Raw genomic sequence first — 18882 nt, 5'->3', positions numbered from 1 at the left:
AACAAGGCCGGCGAGGCGTGGACACACGCCCTCTCCCGCTCTAATCGGCGTTCCCCCAGGCCAGACCCCGGATTCGGCATCACGTGTGACCACCAGCTGCGGAACCCGGGACTCGGAAGCCACGGATATGGGGATGGTGGCCACGGCTGTGCTCGGCGATGCCTGCCGATGGTTACGCCACCCACGTCTTAAACACGGCTCGCGTGGTTGTGGAGGGCGTTTAGTTGGAGGCGTAGGGCTAGGCGGGTTTGGGGGGACGACAGGTCTAGCGGGGTTACCTCGGTCATTCTTCGTAGGCGGTAGCGGAGGGTGTTGGGGTGGACGTCCAGGGCCTGGGCCGTGCCCTTCGGGTCGCCGTAGTGGTCGAGCCAGGCGGCGAGCGTGGGGAGGAACGACGTGCCGTGGGTCTCGTCGTGGGTGCGTAGGGCGGGGAGGGGGCCGCCGAGCAGGCCGAAATCGGTTCCCATGGCTTTGCGGGCGCGTTCGAGCACTACGGCGTCCCAGGCGTCCTCCAGCAGGATCAGGCCGGGGGTGAGGCGGCCCGGCGTGACGAGGGCGGCCAGTTCGGCGGCTTCGGCTCGGGAGCGGGGGAGTTCGGTGTGGGAGTCGGCGGGGCCGCCCGCCGTTGCGTACAGGTTGGGGTCGTGTGCGCGGACCTGGGTGAGGACGTGGTGCAGCCAGGGCATCGATCCGGCGTCCGTCGCGTGCGGGCGGTCGGTCAGGACGGCGTAGAGGGCGTCGTCGAGGTCGACGAGGAGGGGGCGGTGCCAGCCGAAGCGGTGGGTGATCGCGTCCCACAGGTCGAGGTGTTGCCGGGTGTCCTCGGGTTCGCCGAGGGTTGCGAGGGCCACCACCCGCCAGGGCGGGGTGGGGGCGGTGACCTCGGCGCCGTCGCGGAGAGCGGCGCGGAGCTGGTCGTCCGACACCCGGCGGGCCACCCCCGCCTCGGCGCGCAGGCGCAGCAGGTGCAGGGCCAGGACGGACGCCAGGTCGGTGAGCCGCTGGACGCGGTCCGGCGGGATCGGCGTGCGGGCCACGGCCCAGATCGAGCCGAGCCATTCGCCGCCGGCCCGGACGGGGATGACGAGGCGGGGCAGCATGCCGTCCGGGCCCTCGGGGACGAGGACGGGGTCGCTTGAGCGGGCCAGTCTGCGGAAGACGCCGGAGGCGCGGAGGTGCGCGGTGACCTGGGGCGGTACGCGGCGTCCCACGATGGTGGAGACGCGGGCCGGGTCGGTGGTGTCCTGGCGGCCCGAGTACGCGAGGACGCGTGAGCGGGCGTCCTCGATGGTCACCGGCGCGTCGGCGATCTCGGCGGCCGTGTCGGCGAGCGCGTACAGGTCGTTGTGGACGCCCTGCGCGCCGGGCGGCCCCGGGAGGGGCGCGTAGGCGCGGTCGATGGCGCCGCGCACGAGCCAGACGACGTGCGTCCAGGACGTGTCGGGCTGCAGTTCGATGAGCGCCGGCCGCAGCCTTCTCGCGGCCGCCGTGACCTCCGGGGCGCCGGCCAGGGGAGCTTTCAGGACGACGCCGTCCGCGCCCGCCGCGTCGGCCCGTTCGAGGAGGGCGACGGCGGCGGCCGGGCCGGTCACGCCGACGCCGAGGACGATCTCGCCCGGCTGCCCGGCCGGTTCGCCCGGTTCGGCCAGGACGACGTCGTGCACCTGCGCGTCGTGGCCGTCCACGACCATCCGCAGCAGCCCCGGGCCGAGGGATTCGACGAGGTCGGTCAAGCTGATCATCCGGCGTCCCCCTTGTGCTTTTCACACTATGCGGCTCGCCTCGGTTGGCCGAACGCGACAGAGACTCCGTTCCTGTGGCGGGCGACCATCGAAGTGTCGTTCATCACAAGGGGAGGAAGGCATGGCTCTCGACACGCGTCCGGGCCGAGTCGCCGTCGTAGGCGCCGGGATGGTCGGTCTGTCCACCGCCTGGTTCCTGCAGGAGCACGGCGCCGACGTCACCGTGTTCGACCGGCGGGACGTGGCCGCGGGTGCGTCGTGGGGCAACGCCGGCTGGCTGACCCCCGGCCTGGCGACGCCGCTTCCCGAGCCGGCCGTCCTCTCCTATGGCGTGCGCGCGGTGCTCAGCCCGTCGTCGCCGGTCTACGTCCCGCCGAGCGCCAGCCCGCGCCTGCTCAGGTTCCTCGCCGGGTTCGCCCGGAACAGCACGGCGCCCCGGTGGCGGCGCGCGATGGAGTCGCTGGTGCCCATCAACGACCGGGCACTGCCGAGCTACGACGCGCTGATCGAGGGCGGCGTCAGGGCGAAGACCAACGACGCCCGGTCGTTCCTCGCCGCGTACCGGACGGCCGATGAGCGCCGCGTGCTGCTGGAGGAGATCGAGCACATCCGCGAGGCCGGGCAGACCCTGGAGTACGAGGTTCTCAGCGGGTACGAGGCGCGCGGGGTCGAGCCCGCCCTGTCCGACGAGATCGGCGCGGCGGTCGTGCTGCGAGGGCAGCGTTTCATCGACCCCGGCGAGTTCGTGCACGCCCTCGCCGACTCCGTCCGCGACCGGGGCGGCAAGATCCGGGTGGGCGCGGACGTCGGCGACATCCGCGACGAGCCCGGCGGCGTCGCCATCCGCACGACGGGCAACGACTTCGAGACGTTCGACACGGTGGTCATCGCGAGCGGTGTGTGGCTCGGTGAACTCGCCCGGCGCTTCGGTGTCGGCGCCCTCGTGCAGGCCGGTCGCGGCTACAGCTTCAGCGTGCCGGTGGACCGCGTCCCGGACGGCCCGGTGTACTTCCCGTCCCAGCGGGTGGCGTGCACGCCGCTGGGCGACCGGCTGCGCGTGGCCGGGATGATGGAGTTCCGCCGTCCCGACGCGCCGCTCGACCCGCGCCGGATCAAGGCGATCGTCGAGGCCGTCCGACCGCTGCTGCGCGGCGCCGACCTGGACGACCGGCGCGACGAGTGGGTCGGGTCGCGTCCCTGCACCCGGGACGGCCTGCCCCTGATCGGCGCGACCCGGTCGCCGCGGGTCTTCGCCGCGGGCGGGCACGGCATGTGGGGCATCACGCTCGGACCCGCCACCGGGCGCCTCCTCGCCGACCAGATCGTCACCGGCGAGCGGCCCCCGGAGCTCGCCCCCTTCAGCCCACTCCGCTGACGACCTGGGGGTTTGGGCGGTTCCGACGCTTTCGTCCGGACGGGACGTTCCGGCGCGCTACCTTCACTGGGTGATCTGGACACCCCAGTGGCGGGAGGGACGCCGATGGACGAGGTGCGCACGGCCACCGCACCGCTGACCACCGCACCGCTGACCACCGTGCCGCTGACCCGGGCGCAGAGGGTCCTGGCCGGGGTCGGCGGGCTGTTCTTCGCCGGGCTCGCCGCCCTGGGCGGCTACGGCTCGTTCGCCTCCGTCCGGGACGTCGCCGAGCCGTGGTTCGGTGCCCAGGCGTGGATCGTCCCCGCCGGGGTCGACCTCGGCATCCTCGCCCTGGTCTCGGTCGCGCTGCTGCTGGAATGGCTGGCCATGCCGATGCCGGCGCTGCGCTGGATGGCGTTCGCGTTCACCGGCGCCACGGTCTGGCTGAACGTGTCGGCCGCGCACGGCGACGCGACCGGAATGGTGATGCACGCCGCCATGCCGATCCTGTTCATCACGTTCATCGAGGCCGTCCGGCACGCCATCCGCCGCCGCGCCGGCATCGCCGCCGGAACCGTCCGCGAAGGCATTCCGGTCGCCCGCTGGCTGCTCGCCCCGTTCTCGACGTTCCGGCTGTGGCGCCGCATGGTCCTGTGGCAGATCACCTCCTACCCGCAGGCCCTCGTCGCCGAACAGCGCCGCCGCCACGCCCTCGCCCTCCTCGGCGACCACTACGGCCGCACGTGGAAGACCGACGCCCCCGCCGACATCGTCTGGATGCTGTCCGACGGTGTCATGCTCGACCAGGCGTTCACCCGCGTCAGCGAACTCACCGCACCGAAACCCGAGAAAGAGGACGTCCCGGCGCCACCTCCCCGCCGCCGACCGCAGCGCAAGGCCCCGCCGCGCAAACCGGCCCGGCAGCAGATCCCGCGCAGCGTCGCCACCGACAACGAGGCCCGCGCCCTGTCCATCATCGACGCCGAACCCGGCATCACCGGCGCCGAACTGGGACGGCGGCTCGACATCAGCTCCCGCCAGGGCCAGCGCCTCCTCAGCCGCCTGACCCGCCCCGCCCCGGCCTCGACGTCTCAGGCGTCCTGAGCCGTCACCTTTCCTCCTCGTGCTCCGTCAATGCGGTGAACCCACGAGGAGGAGAGATCGTGAGCAAGCTGGACATGACCCCGATGTACGTGATGCACGACGCGCTGAGGCGTGAACTGGAGCACCTCGCCAAGGCCACCGCCCGCATGACCGGCGACCCTCGCCGCGTCCTGGCCGCGGCCGCCGGATGGGAGCTGTTCAAGAAGTCACTGCACATCCACCACACGTCCGAGGACGACGCCCTCTGGCCGGTCATGCGCGAAACCCTCGCGTCCCGTCCCGACGATTTGGCCCTCCTGAACGCGATGGAGGAAGAGCACGCCGCCGTCGACCCCATCATCGAGGCCATCGACTCGGGCACCGACCCCCTGGGCGACCTGGTGGACGCCTTGACGACGGCTCTCACCGCCCACCTCAAGCACGAGGAGAAGGAGGCGCTGCCGCTGATGGAGGCCACCCTGACCCTCGAACAGTTCCAGCACTTCGGCCAGGTCCACGGCAGCCGGGTCGGCCCCGACGGCCCGCGCATCTTCCCGTGGCTCCTGGACGGCGCGAGCGACGAGGTGACCGCCAAGATGCTCGCCGCGCTGCCCGACCCGGTCCGCGCCACCTTCGAGACCGACTGGCGCCCCGCCTACAACGCCCTCGACCGCTGGGCGACCTCCTAACCCCGCTCACCCGGCGTGCCCGCACCCCCGGGCACGCCGGACGGTGAGGTCAGAGGTTGATCATGTGGCCGGCCAGGCCGTGGACGGCTTCCTTCATGGCCTCGCCGAGGGTGGGGTGGGCGTGGACGTTGCGGGCCACCTCGTTGACGGTGAGGTCCCACTGCTGCGCCAGGGTCAGTTCGGGCAGGAGTTCGGTGACCTCCGGGCCGATCATGTGGGCGCCGAGGATCTCGCCGTACTTGGCGTCGCTGATCACCTTGACGAACCCGTCGCCCTCGCCCATGCCGAGCGCCTTGCCGTTCGCGCTGTAGGGGAACTTGGCGGTCTTGACGTCGTAGCCCCGCTCCTTGGCCTGCGCCTCCGTCCAGCCGAAGCTCGCGACCTGCGGCTGGCAGTACGTGGCGCGGGGGATCATCACGTACTCCAGCTCCATCGTCTCGGCGTCGCCGATGGTCTCGGCCGCGACGACGCCCATCGCCTCGGCGGCGTGCGCGAGCATCAGCTTCGCGGTCACGTCGCCGATGGCGTAGATGTGCGGGACGGACGTGCGGCAGCGGCCGTCCACGTCGATGGCGCCGCGCTCGGTGAGCCGGACGCCGGTCTTCTCCAGCCCGTAGCCCTCCACGTTCGGCTGGAACCCGATCGCCTGGAGCACCTTGTCGGCCTCGATGACCTGCTGGGCGCCGTCCTTGCCGGTGACGGTGACCTTCACCTTGCCGCCGGAGTCGTCGATGGCGTCCACGCGGGTGGAGGTCAGCACGTCCACGCCGAGCTTGCGGTACCGCTTCGCCAGCTCCTTGGACACGTCCGCGTCCTCGTTCGGGACCATCCGGTCGAGGAACTCGACGATCGTGACCTTCACCCCGTAGTTGTGCAGGATGTAGGCGAACTCGACGCCGATGGCGCCCGCGCCCGCGATGACGATGCTCTCGGGCAGCTCGGAGCTGAGGATCTGCTCCTCGTAGGTGACGACGCGTTCGGACAGCTCCGTGCCCGGCAGCAGCTTGGTGTGCGCGCCGGCCGCGATGATGCAGCTGCCGAAGGTGACGGTCTCGCTGGAGCCGTCCGCCCGGTCGACCCGCAGGGTGTTCGGGTCGGTGAACGTGCCCCGGCCGTCATAGGACGTGATCTTGTTCTTCTTCATCAGGAACTGGACGCCCTTGACGAGCTTGTCCGACACCTGGCGGCTGCGCTGGTGGGCGACGCCGTAGTCGAACGAGACCCGCCCCTCGACGTTGATGCCGAAGGTCTGCTGCTCCCGGGTGAAGATGTGCGCCAGTTCGGCGTTGCGCAGCAGCGCCTTCGAGGGGATGCAGCCGACGTTGAGGCAGACCCCGCCCCAGTACCGCTCCTCGATGATCGCCGTCTTCAGCCCGAGCTGTGCCGACCGGATCGCGGCGACATATCCACCCGGGCCCGCGCCCAGGACCACGACGTCAAAGTGTTCGCTCATATCCATGGACGATATTCGGCGCCGCCGTTACTCGCATCCCGGCGGCGCGGGGGACCCGTTCCGGATGGGTGCCGTTCGTGAGGCGGATGTCACCTGCTGTTAGTGTTTCAGTGGCCTTCCGCTGGTCAGTGATCCCGGAAGGCGGGGCGGCGCGCGAGCGGCGCGAGCCCCTACCGTCCCGGCCGTGGAGCCCGGTGGCGTCCCACGAGGAACCGCCCGTCGAGCCGATGGAACACCGTGCCACGGCCCGGTCGTTGTCCCCGTCCTGAGCTGAGTGGAGGAAAGACGAGTGCGGATCCCGAAGCGCGTCAACACCGTCCTGGACTGGATGGAGCAGCACTATCCCGCGCTCGGTGTGGTCGTCGCGCTGGTCGTGGTCGCGCTGCTGGCGACCCTCGTACCGTCGTCGGTGGGCGTCCCGGCCGCCTGCTTCATCCTGGGGCTCGCCGCAGGTGGTCTCGTCGTGCACGTGCGGTCGAGCCGCCGCGTGGCCCGGGCCCGCGCCGAGATGGACAACCTGCTGCGTGAGAACGGTGCGCTGCGGCACCGCAACACCGTCCTCGCCAGCGGCGTGATCGCCCGGGAGGCGCAGGAGACGCAGGCGCTCGTGGCGATCCCCGAGGACGACCTGCTCGACGGGGACGGGGCCGGGGACGGGAACACGCAGAGCACCGCAACCCTCGACGAGCTCCTGGGCGGTGATCCGCAGAGCACCGACGAACTGCCCGACGAGTTCGGCGACCCCGGCGAAGCCGGCGAGGCGGACGACGGCGCCGTCGACCGGCGCGACGACGATCCCCAGCGCACCATCGTCCTCACCGAGCTGCCGGACGATCTCTTCGCCGAGGTCGCCGAGGACGCCGAGGACACGGCGAGGAACTCCCGGAGGGCGTGACCGCGCCGTTCCCCTGAGTGATCGGGAGCCCGTGACCGGAGTTAGCTTTACCGATCTTCGGGCAGGTGGAGCCCGTGGGGACGCCGACGAACGCACACTCCGGAGATGGGCCGGTCCGGGACGGCGCCGGTGTGAACATGACGAAGGACGAGTCCGATCCCGAGGCCGTCCGCAAGGCCGTCGTCGCGTCCGCGATCGGGAACTGCATCGAGTGGTTCGACTTCGGCGTGTTCAGCGCCGGGGTGATGACGGCGATCGTCGGCAACGTGTTCTTCCCGGGCGGCGAGTCCGGTGCGACACTGCGCTCGTTCGCGCTGATCGCGGCGGCGTTCATCGCCCGTCCGTTCGGTGGGCTGTTCTTCGGCCCTATGGGCGACAAGCTGGGCCGCAAGCGGGTGCTGGCCGCCACGATCCTGCTGATGTCGGGTTCCACGTTCCTGATCGGGGTGCTGCCCGGATACGACACGATCGGGATCGCGGCGCCGCTGCTGCTGCTCGGCGTCCGGCTGGTCCAGGGTTTTTCGACGGGCGGCGAGTACGGCGGCGCCGCCACGATGATCGCCGAGTACGCGCCGACGCACCGGCGCGGGTTTTTCGGCAGCTTCCTGGAACTCGGCACGCTGGTCGGCTACATCCTGGGGGCGGGGCTCGTCTTCGGCATGGACCTGCTGCTCAGCGAGGAGGCGATGTACGGCTGGGGCTGGCGGATCCCGTTCCTGATCGCGCTCCCGCTCGGCGTCGTCGGCCTCTACGTCCGGACGCGCATCGAGGACACCCCCACCTTCCAGCGCATGGAGGAGGCGGGCCAGAAGTCCCAGTCGCCGCTGAAGGACACGCTGACGCACTACTGGCGCGTCATCCTGATGCTGATCGGGATCGTGTTCCTGCTGAACGTGGCGGACTACACGCTGCTGACGTTCATGCCGTCCTACCTCGTCGACTACCTGGAGATGAACGACAACACGGCGCAGTTCATCACCATCGGGGTCGAGGCGGCGATGATCACGGTGATCGTCCCGCTGGGCGCGCTGTCGGACCGGATCGGCCGCAAACCGCTGCTGATCACCGCGGCGGTCGGCTACATCGTGCTGGCGTGGCCGGCGTTCGCGCTCATGCAGACCGGCGACCCGCTCGGCGTGGCGGCCGGCTACACCATCATCGGCGGTCTGCTGGTGCTGATCCTCGCGGTGATCGCGGCGACGTTCCCGGCGATGTTCCCGACCAGGGTGCGATACGGCGCGTTCGCGATCGGCTACAACATCTCCACGTCGCTGTTCGGCGGGACGGCGGCCGTGCTGATCGGCTCGATGATCGACTTCACGGGGTCCAACTACATTCCCGCGTTCTACATCATGTTCGCCGCGATGGTGGCGCTGTACCCGATCCTCAAGATCCCGGAAACGGCCAGGGTGCCGATCGAGGAGGCCGGGGAGAAGCTCGCCCCGGAACCGGCGGGTTCCGGGGCGAGGTAGCGCGCGAAGGGTCATGGCTCCTTGCGATCAATAGATCACCGTCTGTAGCCTCGCCGTTCGGTGCCGCCCGGCCGAAGGAGAGGGGACGACATGCCCGTCTGGGGAGACGACCCGGCGGTGCTCCGCTGCGACCACCGTCCACCAGCCCCCACCCACCCAGCCTCCACGCGCCCAGCCCCCGCCCGGATCCGCCCGGCGGCCGAGGTGCTCGGCTGGAGCCGCCGCCTGCTCCAGCCGGCCCTGCGCGACGCGGTCGAGACCCTGCCGGAGGCGGCACGCGGCATCGCCGCCTACCACTTCGGCTGGCGCGACGAGCGGGGCCGGCCCGCCGCGGACGGGGGCGGCAAGACGATCCGTCCCGCGCTGACGCTGCTGGCGGCGGAGGCGGTCGGCGGTACGGCCGCCGCCGCGCTGCCCGCGGCCGTCGCGGTCGAGCTGGCGCACAACTTCTCGCTCCTGCACGACGACGTGATGGACGGCGACCTCACCCGCAGGCACCGGCCGACCGCCTGGAGCGTCTTCGGCGCCAACGCCGCGGTCCTGGCGGGGGACGCACTGCTCGCCGCCGCCTTCGAGGCGCTCGCCGGCGAGCCGTCCCCGGTCGTCGCCCCCGCCGTCCGGAGCCTCAGCCGGTCCGTCCTCGACCTGATCGCGGGCCAGAGCGCCGACCTCGCCTTCGAGGGACGCTCCGACGTGACGCTCGACGAATGCCTGGCCATGGCGGGCCGCAAAACCGGTGCGCTGCTCGGCGCGGCCTGCGCGCTGGGCGCGGCCTACGGCGGCGGCACCACCGATCAGAGTGTCCGCCTGCGCGCCTTCGGTGAACGGCTCGGCCTCGCGTTCCAACTCGTGGACGACCTGCTCGGCATCTGGGGCGACCCGGAGGTCACCGGCAAACCCGTCCACTCCGACCTGCACAGCCGCAAGAAGTCGCTGCCCGTGGTCGCCGCCCTCACCTCGGCCACCCCCGCCGGCGACGAACTCGCCGCGCTGTACCTCCGCGACGACGCACTCACCGGCGACGACCTCTCCCGTGCCGCCGCCCTCGTCGACGCCGCCGGCGGCCGCACCTGGGCCGCCACCCAGGCCGCCGCCCTCCTCACCCAGGCCGTCGCCGCCCTCGACGCCGCCGGCCTGGTTCCCGCCGCCGCCGCCGAACTCCGGACCCTCGCCCGCCTCATCGCCCACCGGGATCACTGACGCGGCCTGTACCGCTGCCGTGCCCCTGGATCCCGCCGACCCAGGACGTCGCCGAGAACGGTCCCCGCGCGGTCAGCGCCCCGAGACCGGCGCGTACTGCGTCCAAGCGCGAGGGCGGAACGATGAAGCCGCCCTCGTGATCGATCATTTGTTCGAGTAGTGTTCGTGCCGTGCAGGCGAACCGGGCGGGCAGCACCCGCGAACACGTGCCGTTCCTGTGCCCGGCCGGGCATCGGCTGGACGGGGGGCGGGTCCTGGTCGGCTGGTCGCCGTGCGTGTGCCCGCCCTGCGACGAGCGGGGCCGCGGCCTGCGCGGCCACCGGACCTACCTCTGCCTCGACTGCAAGGACGAGCACGTCACGACCAAGTGCTACCTGCCCCACCACGTCCCTGCCAGGGGTGCCGCGTACCGCTGGCCGTGACGCGGGTCCCGCCGCGCGGACGCCCTGCCCCGGCGGCCGGTCTCCGTCAGACGCCGCGTTCCTGGGCGACCTGCGCGCGGACGGCCGGTACGACCTCCTCGGCGAAACGCCTGATCTGTTCCCGTGCCGCCCTGCCGTGGTCAGCCCTTGATCTGCGTCCAGGCCTGGGCCCAGCGGGAGTACTCGACGCACGTGTTGCCGCGGTCGTCCCCGCAGTCCTTCACCGGGGTCTTCCAGAACGCGAGGCGCTTGTAGAACTCGGGGTCGCCCACGTGGTAGGTCGAGCAGAAGCCCTTCGCGGTGTACTTGCACGCCTCGGGGTTGGCGGGCGCCTCACCGAACCACTGCGCGACCTCGGCCTGCACCTTCGGCTCCGTGATCCAGTTCATCCACTTGTACATGCAGGTGGGATGCTTGGCCTTCGACGAGATCATCCAGGTGTCGGACCATCCGGTCGCGCCCTCCGACGGGAGGGTCGTCGCGACCGGCGTCTTCTCGGCGAGCGCGAGGTTCGCGGTGACCTGCCATGCGGTCCCGGCGTAGTTGTAGCCGCTCTTGAACGACTGGAGTTCGTCCAGGTAGTTCGCCCAGTACTGGTTGACCATCGGGCGCTGCTGCTTCAGCAGGTCGACCGCGGCCTCGAACTGCTTCTCGTCCAGTTCGTACACGTCGGTGATCCCCAGGTCGGGGCGGTGCGCCTTGAGGTAGAGCGCGGCGTCGGCGATGTAGATGGGGGAGTCGTAGGCGACGACGTGCCCGGCGGCCGGGGAGTCCTTCTCCCACACCACGCTCCAGGACGTGGGGCGCTGCGGGATCTTGTCGGTGCGGTACATGAGCATGTTCGCGCCGTAGCCGTGCGGGACGCCGTACATCTGGCCGCCGACGGAATTGTACGGCTGGTTCTTCAGGTAAGGGGCGATGTCGCCGTAGTTGGTGAGCAGCCCCGTGTTGACCGGCGCGACCAGCCCGCCGTAGATGAGGCGCAGGCTCGCGTCGCCGGACGCGGAGACGCCGTCGTACCGCCCGGTCTTCATGAGCGCGACCATCGAGTCGGACGTGTCGGCCACCTTCGTGTGGACCTTGCAGCCGGTCGCCTTCGTGAACGGGGTGACCCAGTCGACGGTCTTGTCGCTGGAGCCGTCCTCGGCGTACCCCGTCCAGGCGACGAGGTCGAGCCGGCCTTCGGGAGGGCCGACCTGCTGCAGCATCGGGATGTCGGGCGGCGCGGCGCGTTCCGCGGGGCCGTCGCTGCACGCGGCGGTCAGCGCGGCGACCGTGGACAACGCGCCCACGGCGAGCGCGCCACGCGACCACCCGGTGCGGGACCGTCGGGGGAGCTTTTCTGTCGCGGGTGGAGTACGAGCCATCACGGTGAGGCATCGTAGGGGTATTTCGGACCGTCCGTGCGTACAAACTGTGATGATTCGGAAACTGTCGACACATGGCGGCGTACCGATCTAGGCTCTTCTCCGTCCCGTGCGGCCCCTCCGGCTCCGCGCGCACCCCCGTCCCCCGTCCCCGCCGCCCCCGTCGTCCATACGAGTGAAGGTTCAGTCGCAGTGCCAAAACGAGGCCGCCCCGCGGAACCGGCCGCCGATGACCGGCGCGCTCCCAAGGCCGGGCGGTTGCGCTCCATCCGCTTCAAGGTCGTTCTCATGGTCACCGTGTCGGTGGTCTCGCTCGGCGGGCTGTGGGCCTTCGCCGCGAGCATCGCCCTCGGGGAGGGCCTCAACCTCCGGCACGTCAAGACCGTCCAGGACCACTACGGGTACCCGTCCGGCGCGCTGGGCAGCGCGCTGCAGGCCGAGCGGCGGCTGACCCTGGTCTACCTCGGCAGCGCCGCGGAGGGCGACCGGGCCGCGATGGAGTCCGGCCGGCTGGTCACCGACAGGCAGGCCGACCTGTTCCGCCGGCTGGCGGGCGACGAGGGCGCCCGCGCCGCCGCGCCCGCCGGCGCCCGCGGGCTCGCCGACCGGATCCTCACCGAGCTGGACGGCCTCGACGACCGGCGCCGCGCCATCGACACCGGCAAGACCGGCCGGGGACGCGCGTTCACCGACTACACCGCCCTGCTCACCGACGTCGGATCCCTGCAGGGCTCGCTCGCCACGCTGGACAACTCGCAGGTCGCCAAGGACGCCCGCAACGAAGCGGCGCTGGCCCGCGCCCGCGAGGCCCTCGCGCAGGAGGACGCGCTCCTCGCCGGCGTCCTCGCCGCCGGGCGGATGACGCCCGACGAGCACGCCCGTTTCATCCAGCTCGTCGGGACGCAGCGCGCCCTCTACGAGTTCGCGGCGTCCGAGCTGCGCTCCGCGGACCAGACCTACTACCAGCGCGTCGTCGGGATGCCCGAGTACGGCCGGCTCCGGACGCTGGAGGACCGCTTCGTCGAGTCCGGCCGGCTGTCCAAGTCCGCGACCGGCTCCGGTGTGCTGTGGAAGACGACCGTCGGATCCAACCTGACCCGGCTGCGCGGCCTGGAGCTGGCGGTGTCGGCGGGCGCCGAGAAGCGCGCCGAGCCGATCGCCGACGGCATCATCACCCGCGTCGTCGTCGCCGGCGTGCTGGGGCTGCTCGCCGTCGCCGCCTCGCTGGTCATCGCGGTGTGGGTCGCGCGCTCGGTCATCCGGGAGCTGGCGCGGCTGCGCCGCGAGGCGATCGACCTGGCCGACGTCCGGCTGCCCGGAGTGATCCGGCGGCTGCGCCGCGGCGAAGAGGTCGACGTGGCCGCCGAGGCGCCGCCGCTGTCGTTCGGCACCCGGGAGATCGCCCAGGTCGGCGACGCGTTCAACGCCGCGAGGCGGACCGCGATCCAGGGCGCGGTCGAGGAGGCCGTGCTCCGCCGCAACGTCAGCGACGTGTTCGTCAACCTCGCCCGGCGCAGCCAGACGCTGCTGCACCGCCAGCTCAAGCTGCTGGACTCGATGGAACGCCGCATCGAGACGCCCGACGACCTCGAAGACCTGTTCCGCGTCGACCACCTCGCCACCCGCATGCGCCGGCACGCCGAGGGCCTGATCATCCTGTCCGGGCAGGCGCCGGGACGCGGCTGGCGCAGCCCGGTCGCGATCGTGGACGTCGCCCGCGCCGCCGCGTCCGAGGTCGAGGACTACACCCGGGTCAACGTCACGCCGATGGCGCGCGCCGCGATCGTCGGGCCCGCCGTCGCCGACGTCATCCACCTGCTCGCCGAGCTGATCGAGAACGCCACCGCCTTCTCGCCGCCGCACACCACCGTCCAGGTGCACGGGCAGGCCGTCTCGCACGGCTTCACCCTGGAGATCGAGGACCGCGGCCTCAGCATGGACGAGCTGAACCTCGCCGCCGCCAACGAGCGGCTCGCCACCGCCGCCGAGTTCGACCTGTCCGACAGCACGCAGCTCGGCCTGTTCGTCGTCGCCCGGCTCGCCCGCCGGCACGGCATCAAGGTCACGCTGCGGACGTCCCCGTACGGCGGGATGACCGCGATCGTGCTGCTGCCCGAAGACCTCGTCGCCCCCGACGACGGCGACCCGGGGCAGCCCGCGCCGGCGCTCGCGACGCGCCGTGCCGAGGACGCGCTCGTCCCCGTCGGCACGGTCGTCGGCGGGCGGCACGCCCTCAAGGCCGCGCCGCCCGTCCAGCCCGACCGATTCGCGGAACCCGCGCAATCCGCGCAATCCGTGCCGTCCGCCCAAGCCGCCCCCGAGCCGAGAGTGCCGCGCTCGCCCCGGGAGGTGCGACGGCGCTCCGCCGGATCCGGTGCCGCTCCGCGGCCGGCGCTGCCCAAGCGCGTCCGGCAGGAGAACATGGCGTCCCAGTTGCGCGACGCGCCCGCCGCGCCGCAGCCCGCCGCGGAGCCGCGCGCCACCCGGACACCCGAGGAACTCCGGGCGATGATGTCGTCCATCCAGCAGGGCGTGCGGCGCGGCCGCGCCGAGGCCCTCGACAACGACGAGGACATGTGACGGGCCATGACGGGTCCTGGCAGCCAGTGGCTCGATGACGAGGCCGGGCCGATCGTCCGCTCGTACGCGCTGACCCGCGGCCGGGCCAGGTCGGCGACCGGCGAGCCGTTCGACATGATCACGATGGTGTCGACCCTGGCGCAGCCCAGGTCGGGCTCGCCCGGCATCGGCCCCGAGCACCTCGACATCCTGGAGATGTGCCTGCGGCCGCAGCCGGTGGCGGAGATCGCCGCGCGGCTGCGGCTCCCGCTGGTCGTCGTCCGCGTGCTTCTCGGCGATCTGCTGCACCACCGGCTCATCACCGCCACCCGTCCCCAACCGGAGAGCGGCACGCTCTCCAAGGAACATTTGCTGAGGGAAGTGCTCGATGGTCTCCAAGCCCTCTGAAGAACCGGGGTCCGCCGAGGACGCGGTACCGGTCCCGGCCGCCCCCGTCGCGGTGAAGATCCTCGTCGCCGGGGGATTCGGGGTCGGCAAGACGACGCTGGTCAGCGCCGTCAGCGAGATCCGGCCCCTGCAGACCGAGGAACTGCTCACCGACCGGGGCGTCGGCGTCGACGACACCGCCGGCGTCGAGCAGAAGACCACCACGACCGTCGCGATGGACTTCGGCCGCATCACGATCCGCGACGGGCTCGTCCTGTACCTGTTCGGCACGCCCGGCCAGGACCGGTTCTGGTTCATGTGGGACGAGCTGTCGTTCGGCGCGCTCGGCGCCGTCGTCCTCGCCGACACGCGCCGCCTCGCCGACTGCTTCCCCGCCGTCGACTACTTCGAGAACCGCGGCCTGCCGTTCGTCATCGGCGTCAACTGCTTCGACGACGGCTACGACTACACGGCCGAGGAGATCCGGGAGGCGCTCGACGTCGGCAGCGGTGCGCCCGTCGTCCTCTGCGACGTCCGCGACCGCGCGTCCGGCAAGGAGGTCCTGACCACGCTGGTGAAGCACCTCCTGGCCGTGCACGAGCAGCAGAGCCGGGCGGACGTGCCGGCGCTGTAGGCTTCCGCCGAGATGCACAGGACACGCGCGCGGCTGTCGGACGGCCGCGAGATCGTCTACTACGACGAGGCGCCGGGCCGGACGCCCGTCCCCGACCCGCGCGGGCTCCCGCCGGTCGAGCCCGTCTGCGAAGTGCGCCGCGACCCGCTGACCGGCGACCGCGTGACCATCACCGCGCACCGCAACACCCGGACGTTCCTGCCGCCCGCCGACCAGTGCCCGCTGTGCCCGGGCGGCCCCGCCTCGGAGATCCCCGACCCGTCCTACGACGTCGTGGTGTTCGAGAACCGCTTCCCGTCCTTCGACGCCCGCACACCGCCCGTCCCGCCCATGATCGACGGTGTCGAGCGGGCGCGCGGGGACGGACGCTGCGAGGTCGTGTGCTTCACCGACGACCACTCCGCGTCGATGCCGCTGCTGCCCGTCTCCCGCGTCCGCACCGTCATCGACGCGTGGGCGGACCGCACCGCCGAACTGTCCGCGCTCCCCGGCGTCCGGCAGGTGTTCGTGTTCGAGAACCGCGGTGTCGAGATCGGCGTGACCCTGCACCACCCGCACGGGCAGATCTACGCCTACCCGTTCGTCACGCCCCGTACCGAACGGATGCTCGCCCAGGCCGCCGCCCACGGCGACCTGTTCGGCGACGTGCTGAAGGCCGAGGCGGCGGGCGGCCGCGTCGTCCTCTCCGGCGAGCACTGGACGGCCTACGTCCCCGCCGCCGCACGCTGGCCCGTCGAGGTGCACCTCATGCCGCACCGGCACGTCCCCGACCTCGCCGCCCTGGACTCCGCCGAACGCGACGAACTGGCCGTCCTCCACCGCGACCTGCTGCGCCGCTGCGACGCCCTCGACGACGACCCGCTCCCGTACGTCGCCGGCTGGCACCAGGCGCCCGTCGGCGACGGCCGCGACCTCGTCCGCCTCCACCTGGAGCTGTTCTCCGTCCGCCGCGCCCCCGGCAAGATCAAGTATCTGGCGGGCTCGGAGTCGGGCATGGCGGCGTGGATCAACGACGTCCGGCCGGAGGACATGGCCGCCCGCCTCCGCGACGTCGCCGCCGCCTGACCGTCACTGGCGGCGGAGCGTCCGGGTGATCCCGGCCGCGATCGTCGTCGCGAGCACCCACCCAGTGATGATCAGCGTGTAGGCGAGCCACTGGTGGCCGCCGGTCGGCTTGAACGCCTTCTCCTGCCCGAAGTCGATGATGGGCAGCATCAGGTCGAGCGTGTAGAACAGCGCGTTGAACGGGGGATGCTCATCCGCCTTCAGCGGCGCCGGATGACGCACCCCGAACACCGTCGTGCCGACGGCCAGCAGCCCGGCCAGCCAGCCCGCCGCCCGCTTGGGCCGGAAGCCGTACCCGACCGTCACGTCCTGCAGGTAGCCCCACAGCCGGGCGTACCACGGACGCGTCGAGCGGTGCCGGCGCTGCTTGGCGAGCTGCACGTTCCGCGCGGCGCGGTCGTCCCCGGCCTGCAGGTAGGCGGCGGCGAGCTGCTCGTACGCGTGCGGGACGTAGCCTTCCGCGTCGCGCTCCAGCATCGCGATGCGGACCTTCGGGGGGAGCCGCGGGGTGAGCAGGCCGTACGTCAGGCCGTCCAGCCACACCTCGCCGCCGAACGCGCCCGGCGGGACGTGCAGAAGACCGAAACGGCCGCGGAGCAGGTTCACCGCACCGTCGACCCGCCCCTCCCGGAACCACACCTCCCCGATCGAGGAACTCGTCGCCCGCAACGCGCACCCGCCGGGCGCGGACAGCCGCGCCTCCGTGAAGACGAGCAGTCCCGGGATCGTCGCGCCGCGCACGCTGACCTCCCCCTCGAACCGCGCCCGCGTCGCGTTCACGTCCGAGCCGACCGTCAGGTTCTCGCCGTCGAAGACCCTCCCGCCCGGGTTGCGCAGAACGGCGCCCTCCAGGTTCACCGTGCCGGCCACCGACGCGCCGCTCATCCGGACCTCCCCGCGCGCCGCCAGCCCGGGAGCCCAGATGTCGTCCTCGAGAACGGAATGGTTGAGGTGCAGGACCTCCTTGTCCTGCACGCCCTCCCTCCCGAGCCGCGCCCGCTCCATGAAGAAGGCACCGGACAACCGCGCCCCGCCGAGCCGCACCTGCCCCGGCACACGGCAGTCGGTGAGGCGCAGCACCCCGTCCACGCGCAGCGTCGCAGCGTCGAGCCCCGGCAGATGGGACTCACTCAGGTTCACCTGCCGGGCGCGTGCCCCGTACAGGACGGGCGTCTCCTCGAAGTGGCACGCCCTCAGCCCGACCGGATGCTCGATCGTCGCGTACTGCAGGTCCAGCACCCCGGTGATGCGCGCCCCCACCACCCGCAGCGCCGCGACCTCGCCGTCCACCGGCGGGCTCAGCAGCAGCTTGCGCAGCACCCGGGCCCGCACCGTCCGGCCGACGCCCCACGCGTCGCCATGCTCGGGGTCGTCCGTGCCGTCCCGGAGGTCGACCGGCGTCCCGGTGGGGAACGCCCGCCAGATCCGCCGCTCCACGGGTGTCAGATCGATCGGCTCCACGATCCAGGAACCTAGTCCAAACCCACCTGTCCCTTGACGCACCGGACACCCGTCGCGGGACCCGGGGGCCATATCAGCACCCCGGCGCAGAGAAGTGTCACACCTCGACCGACTTTCCGGGACTCCGTGGAGGATCCCCGCCGGGTGCCTTACGCTCCCTCGCATGCCGGAAAGCGTGCTGGCGGACCTGCTGGCGCACGGAGCGTTCGACAGCGTCGCCGCCACCGCCGAGGGGCCGCCGCTGGCCTTCGCCTCCCAGGCCGGATTCGGCGCGAACGCCGGCCAGGCATGGGACCCGGCGACGGGCCTCGCGCTCGGCCCGCCGGTCCCCGACTTTCCCGCCGAACGCGCCGAATGGGCCTTCGGCGCCCCCGCCGGTTCCCCCGTCGTCGCCTGGACGCACCGCGACCGCGTCCACGTCCACCACCTGGAAACGGGCCACGAACTGTCCCTGGACGGCCAGCCCGAACTCGTCGGCCTCGCCGTCCACACCGGCCGCGGCGCCGTCGTCGCCGTCTTCGGCCCCGCCAACGACGCCGAAGTCGTCGTCTGGGACGCCCTCACCGGCGACCGCCTGACCGAGTTCCCCCTCTGGCTCGGCCACCAGACCGCCATCGACCGCTGGATCCTGCACGCCACCCCCTCCACCGGCCCCCTCGTCGGCCTGCCCGGCGACTCCGCCGTCACCGTCCTGGACGTGGAACGCGGCGACGAGATCACCACCCTCCCGGCCCACGCGGTACTGGCCCCGTCCCCGGACGGCCTGGTCCTCGTCCAGCCGGCCCCTTCGGCCCTGCACGTCCGCGGCCTCGACGGCGACCGGCTCGCCGACCTGGCGGCACCGTCCCCGTGCGACCAGATCGCCGCGGCCCTGACCGGCGGCCGCCTCCTCGTCACCGCCGCCCTGCGGGACGACCCCGGAACCGTCCTGGCCTGGGACACCGCGACCTCGGAGCCGTCCCACCGCATCAAGGTCCCGGCCCCCGTCAACGACCTGGCCCTGACCCCCGACGGCACCCTCCTGACGGCCACCGACGAAGGCCTCTACACAACCCGCCTATGTGGCTAGGCGAAGCACCCCGCCCCGGCACGGGCG

16 protein-coding genes are annotated in these 18882 nt (G+C 72.2%); 12 read left to right on the top strand and 4 right to left on the bottom strand.

Features of this window, described 5'->3' with window-relative positions; genetic code table 11:
• Positions 1-188: 188 nt before the first annotated feature.
• Positions 189-1742 (bottom strand): PucR family transcriptional regulator, encoded by a 1554-nt coding sequence (locus ACGFIS_RS34940; RefSeq protein WP_392908699.1) that lies wholly within the window; start codon positions 1740-1742, stop codon positions 189-191.
• Positions 1743-1770: 28 nt separating this feature from the next.
• Between ACGFIS_RS34940 and ACGFIS_RS34935 the strand changes: the two genes are divergently transcribed.
• The 3 genes from ACGFIS_RS34935 (at position 1771) to ACGFIS_RS34925 (ending at position 4871) form a co-directional block, all read left to right on the top strand.
• Positions 1771-3117: an NAD(P)/FAD-dependent oxidoreductase gene (locus ACGFIS_RS34935; RefSeq protein WP_392973774.1), complete on the top strand. Its 1347-nt coding sequence runs from the start codon at positions 1771-1773 to the stop codon at positions 3115-3117.
• A gap of 105 nt (positions 3118-3222) precedes the next feature.
• Positions 3223-4203 (top strand): DUF2637 domain-containing protein, encoded by a 981-nt coding sequence (locus ACGFIS_RS34930; RefSeq protein ID WP_392908703.1) that lies wholly within the window; start codon positions 3223-3225, stop codon positions 4201-4203.
• Positions 4204-4262: 59 nt separating this feature from the next.
• The gene (locus ACGFIS_RS34925; RefSeq protein WP_392908705.1) at positions 4263-4871 is read left to right on the top strand and encodes a hemerythrin domain-containing protein; all 609 of its coding nucleotides are present in this window, start codon (positions 4263-4265) and stop codon (positions 4869-4871) included.
• Between the two features lie 49 nt (positions 4872-4920).
• Here ACGFIS_RS34925 and lpdA read toward each other — a convergent pair whose 3' ends face one another.
• The gene (gene lpdA, locus ACGFIS_RS34920) at positions 4921-6324 is read right to left on the bottom strand and encodes a dihydrolipoyl dehydrogenase (RefSeq protein WP_392908708.1); all 1404 of its coding nucleotides are present in this window, start codon (positions 6322-6324) and stop codon (positions 4921-4923) included.
• 289 nt (positions 6325-6613) lie between these two features.
• Here lpdA and ACGFIS_RS34915 point away from each other — a divergent pair, with 289 nt between their 5' ends.
• From ACGFIS_RS34915 to ACGFIS_RS34900, 4 genes are all read left to right on the top strand, one after another.
• Positions 6614-7219 (top strand): hypothetical protein, encoded by a 606-nt coding sequence (locus tag ACGFIS_RS34915; RefSeq protein ID WP_392908710.1) that lies wholly within the window; start codon positions 6614-6616, stop codon positions 7217-7219.
• Between the two features lie 137 nt (positions 7220-7356).
• The gene (locus ACGFIS_RS34910) at positions 7357-8691 is read left to right on the top strand and encodes an MFS transporter (RefSeq protein ID WP_392908712.1); all 1335 of its coding nucleotides are present in this window, start codon (positions 7357-7359) and stop codon (positions 8689-8691) included.
• 90 nt (positions 8692-8781) lie between these two features.
• Positions 8782-9891 carry a family 2 encapsulin nanocompartment cargo protein polyprenyl transferase gene (locus tag ACGFIS_RS34905; RefSeq protein ID WP_392973773.1) on the top strand — a complete coding sequence of 370 codons (1110 nt, stop codon included), beginning with the start codon at positions 8782-8784 and terminating at the stop codon, positions 9889-9891.
• A 170-nt stretch (positions 9892-10061) separates the two neighbouring features.
• The gene (locus ACGFIS_RS34900) at positions 10062-10313 is read left to right on the top strand and encodes a hypothetical protein (RefSeq protein ID WP_392908717.1); all 252 of its coding nucleotides are present in this window, start codon (positions 10062-10064) and stop codon (positions 10311-10313) included.
• 140 nt (positions 10314-10453) lie between these two features.
• Here ACGFIS_RS34900 and ACGFIS_RS34895 read toward each other — a convergent pair whose 3' ends face one another.
• The gene (locus ACGFIS_RS34895; protein ID WP_392908720.1) at positions 10454-11605 is read right to left on the bottom strand and encodes an ABC transporter substrate-binding protein; all 1152 of its coding nucleotides are present in this window, start codon (positions 11603-11605) and stop codon (positions 10454-10456) included.
• A gap of 267 nt (positions 11606-11872) precedes the next feature.
• Here ACGFIS_RS34895 and ACGFIS_RS34890 point away from each other — a divergent pair, with 267 nt between their 5' ends.
• The 4 genes from ACGFIS_RS34890 to galT are packed head-to-tail and all read left to right on the top strand — an operon-like array spanning position 11873 to position 16325.
• Positions 11873-14260, top strand: a complete 2388-nt coding sequence (locus tag ACGFIS_RS34890; protein WP_392908722.1) for a nitrate- and nitrite sensing domain-containing protein — start codon at positions 11873-11875, stop codon at positions 14258-14260.
• 6 nt (positions 14261-14266) lie between these two features.
• Positions 14267-14647 carry a DUF742 domain-containing protein gene (locus tag ACGFIS_RS34885; RefSeq protein WP_392908724.1) on the top strand — a complete coding sequence of 127 codons (381 nt, stop codon included), beginning with the start codon at positions 14267-14269 and terminating at the stop codon, positions 14645-14647.
• Positions 14628-15260 carry an ATP/GTP-binding protein gene (locus tag ACGFIS_RS34880; RefSeq protein WP_392973772.1) on the top strand — a complete coding sequence of 211 codons (633 nt, stop codon included), beginning with the start codon at positions 14628-14630 and terminating at the stop codon, positions 15258-15260. The genes ACGFIS_RS34885 and ACGFIS_RS34880 overlap by 20 nt, the downstream gene beginning before the upstream one ends.
• Positions 15261-15272: 12 nt before the next feature.
• Positions 15273-16325, top strand: coding sequence for a galactose-1-phosphate uridylyltransferase (gene galT, locus ACGFIS_RS34875; RefSeq protein ID WP_392908728.1), 1053 nt, complete (start codon positions 15273-15275; stop codon positions 16323-16325).
• A 3-nt stretch (positions 16326-16328) separates the two neighbouring features.
• On the opposite strand, the gene ACGFIS_RS34870 is transcribed toward galT, so the two are convergent.
• The gene (locus ACGFIS_RS34870; RefSeq protein ID WP_392908730.1) at positions 16329-17786 is read right to left on the bottom strand and encodes a hypothetical protein; all 1458 of its coding nucleotides are present in this window, start codon (positions 17784-17786) and stop codon (positions 16329-16331) included.
• Positions 17787-17949: 163 nt separating this feature from the next.
• Here ACGFIS_RS34870 and ACGFIS_RS34865 point away from each other — a divergent pair, with 163 nt between their 5' ends.
• Positions 17950-18855, top strand: a complete 906-nt coding sequence (locus tag ACGFIS_RS34865; RefSeq protein ID WP_392908732.1) for a WD40 repeat domain-containing protein — start codon at positions 17950-17952, stop codon at positions 18853-18855.
• Positions 18856-18882 lie beyond the last annotated feature (27 nt).

This window comes from Spirillospora sp. NPDC048824 (genome assembly GCF_043198455.1).
GTDB lineage: Bacteria > Actinomycetota > Actinomycetes > Streptosporangiales > Streptosporangiaceae > Spirillospora.
This window is presented reverse-complemented; position numbering and strand designations above follow the sequence as displayed.

Bases quoted from the DNA above. Each gene is read 5' to 3' on its own strand.
- ACGFIS_RS34940 (WP_392908699.1), bottom strand. From the start codon at position 1,742: ATGATCAGCTTGACCGACCTCGTCGAATCCCTCGGCCCGGGGCTGCTG.
- ACGFIS_RS34935 (WP_392973774.1), top strand. From the start codon at position 1,771: ATGCGGCTCGCCTCGGTTGGCCGAACGCGACAGAGACTCCGTTCCTGT.
- ACGFIS_RS34930 (WP_392908703.1), top strand. From the start codon at position 3,223: ATGGACGAGGTGCGCACGGCCACCGCACCGCTGACCACCGCACCGCTG.
- lpdA (WP_392908708.1), bottom strand. From the start codon at position 6,324: ATGAGCGAACACTTTGACGTCGTGGTCCTGGGCGCGGGCCCGGGTGGA.
- ACGFIS_RS34910 (WP_392908712.1), top strand. From the start codon at position 7,357: ATGACGAAGGACGAGTCCGATCCCGAGGCCGTCCGCAAGGCCGTCGTC.
- ACGFIS_RS34905 (WP_392973773.1), top strand. From the start codon at position 8,782: ATGCCCGTCTGGGGAGACGACCCGGCGGTGCTCCGCTGCGACCACCGT.
- ACGFIS_RS34885 (WP_392908724.1), top strand. From the start codon at position 14,267: ATGACGGGTCCTGGCAGCCAGTGGCTCGATGACGAGGCCGGGCCGATC.
- ACGFIS_RS34880 (WP_392973772.1), top strand. From the start codon at position 14,628: ATGGTCTCCAAGCCCTCTGAAGAACCGGGGTCCGCCGAGGACGCGGTA.
- galT (WP_392908728.1), top strand. From the start codon at position 15,273: ATGCACAGGACACGCGCGCGGCTGTCGGACGGCCGCGAGATCGTCTAC.
- ACGFIS_RS34865 (WP_392908732.1), top strand. From the start codon at position 17,950: ATGCCGGAAAGCGTGCTGGCGGACCTGCTGGCGCACGGAGCGTTCGAC.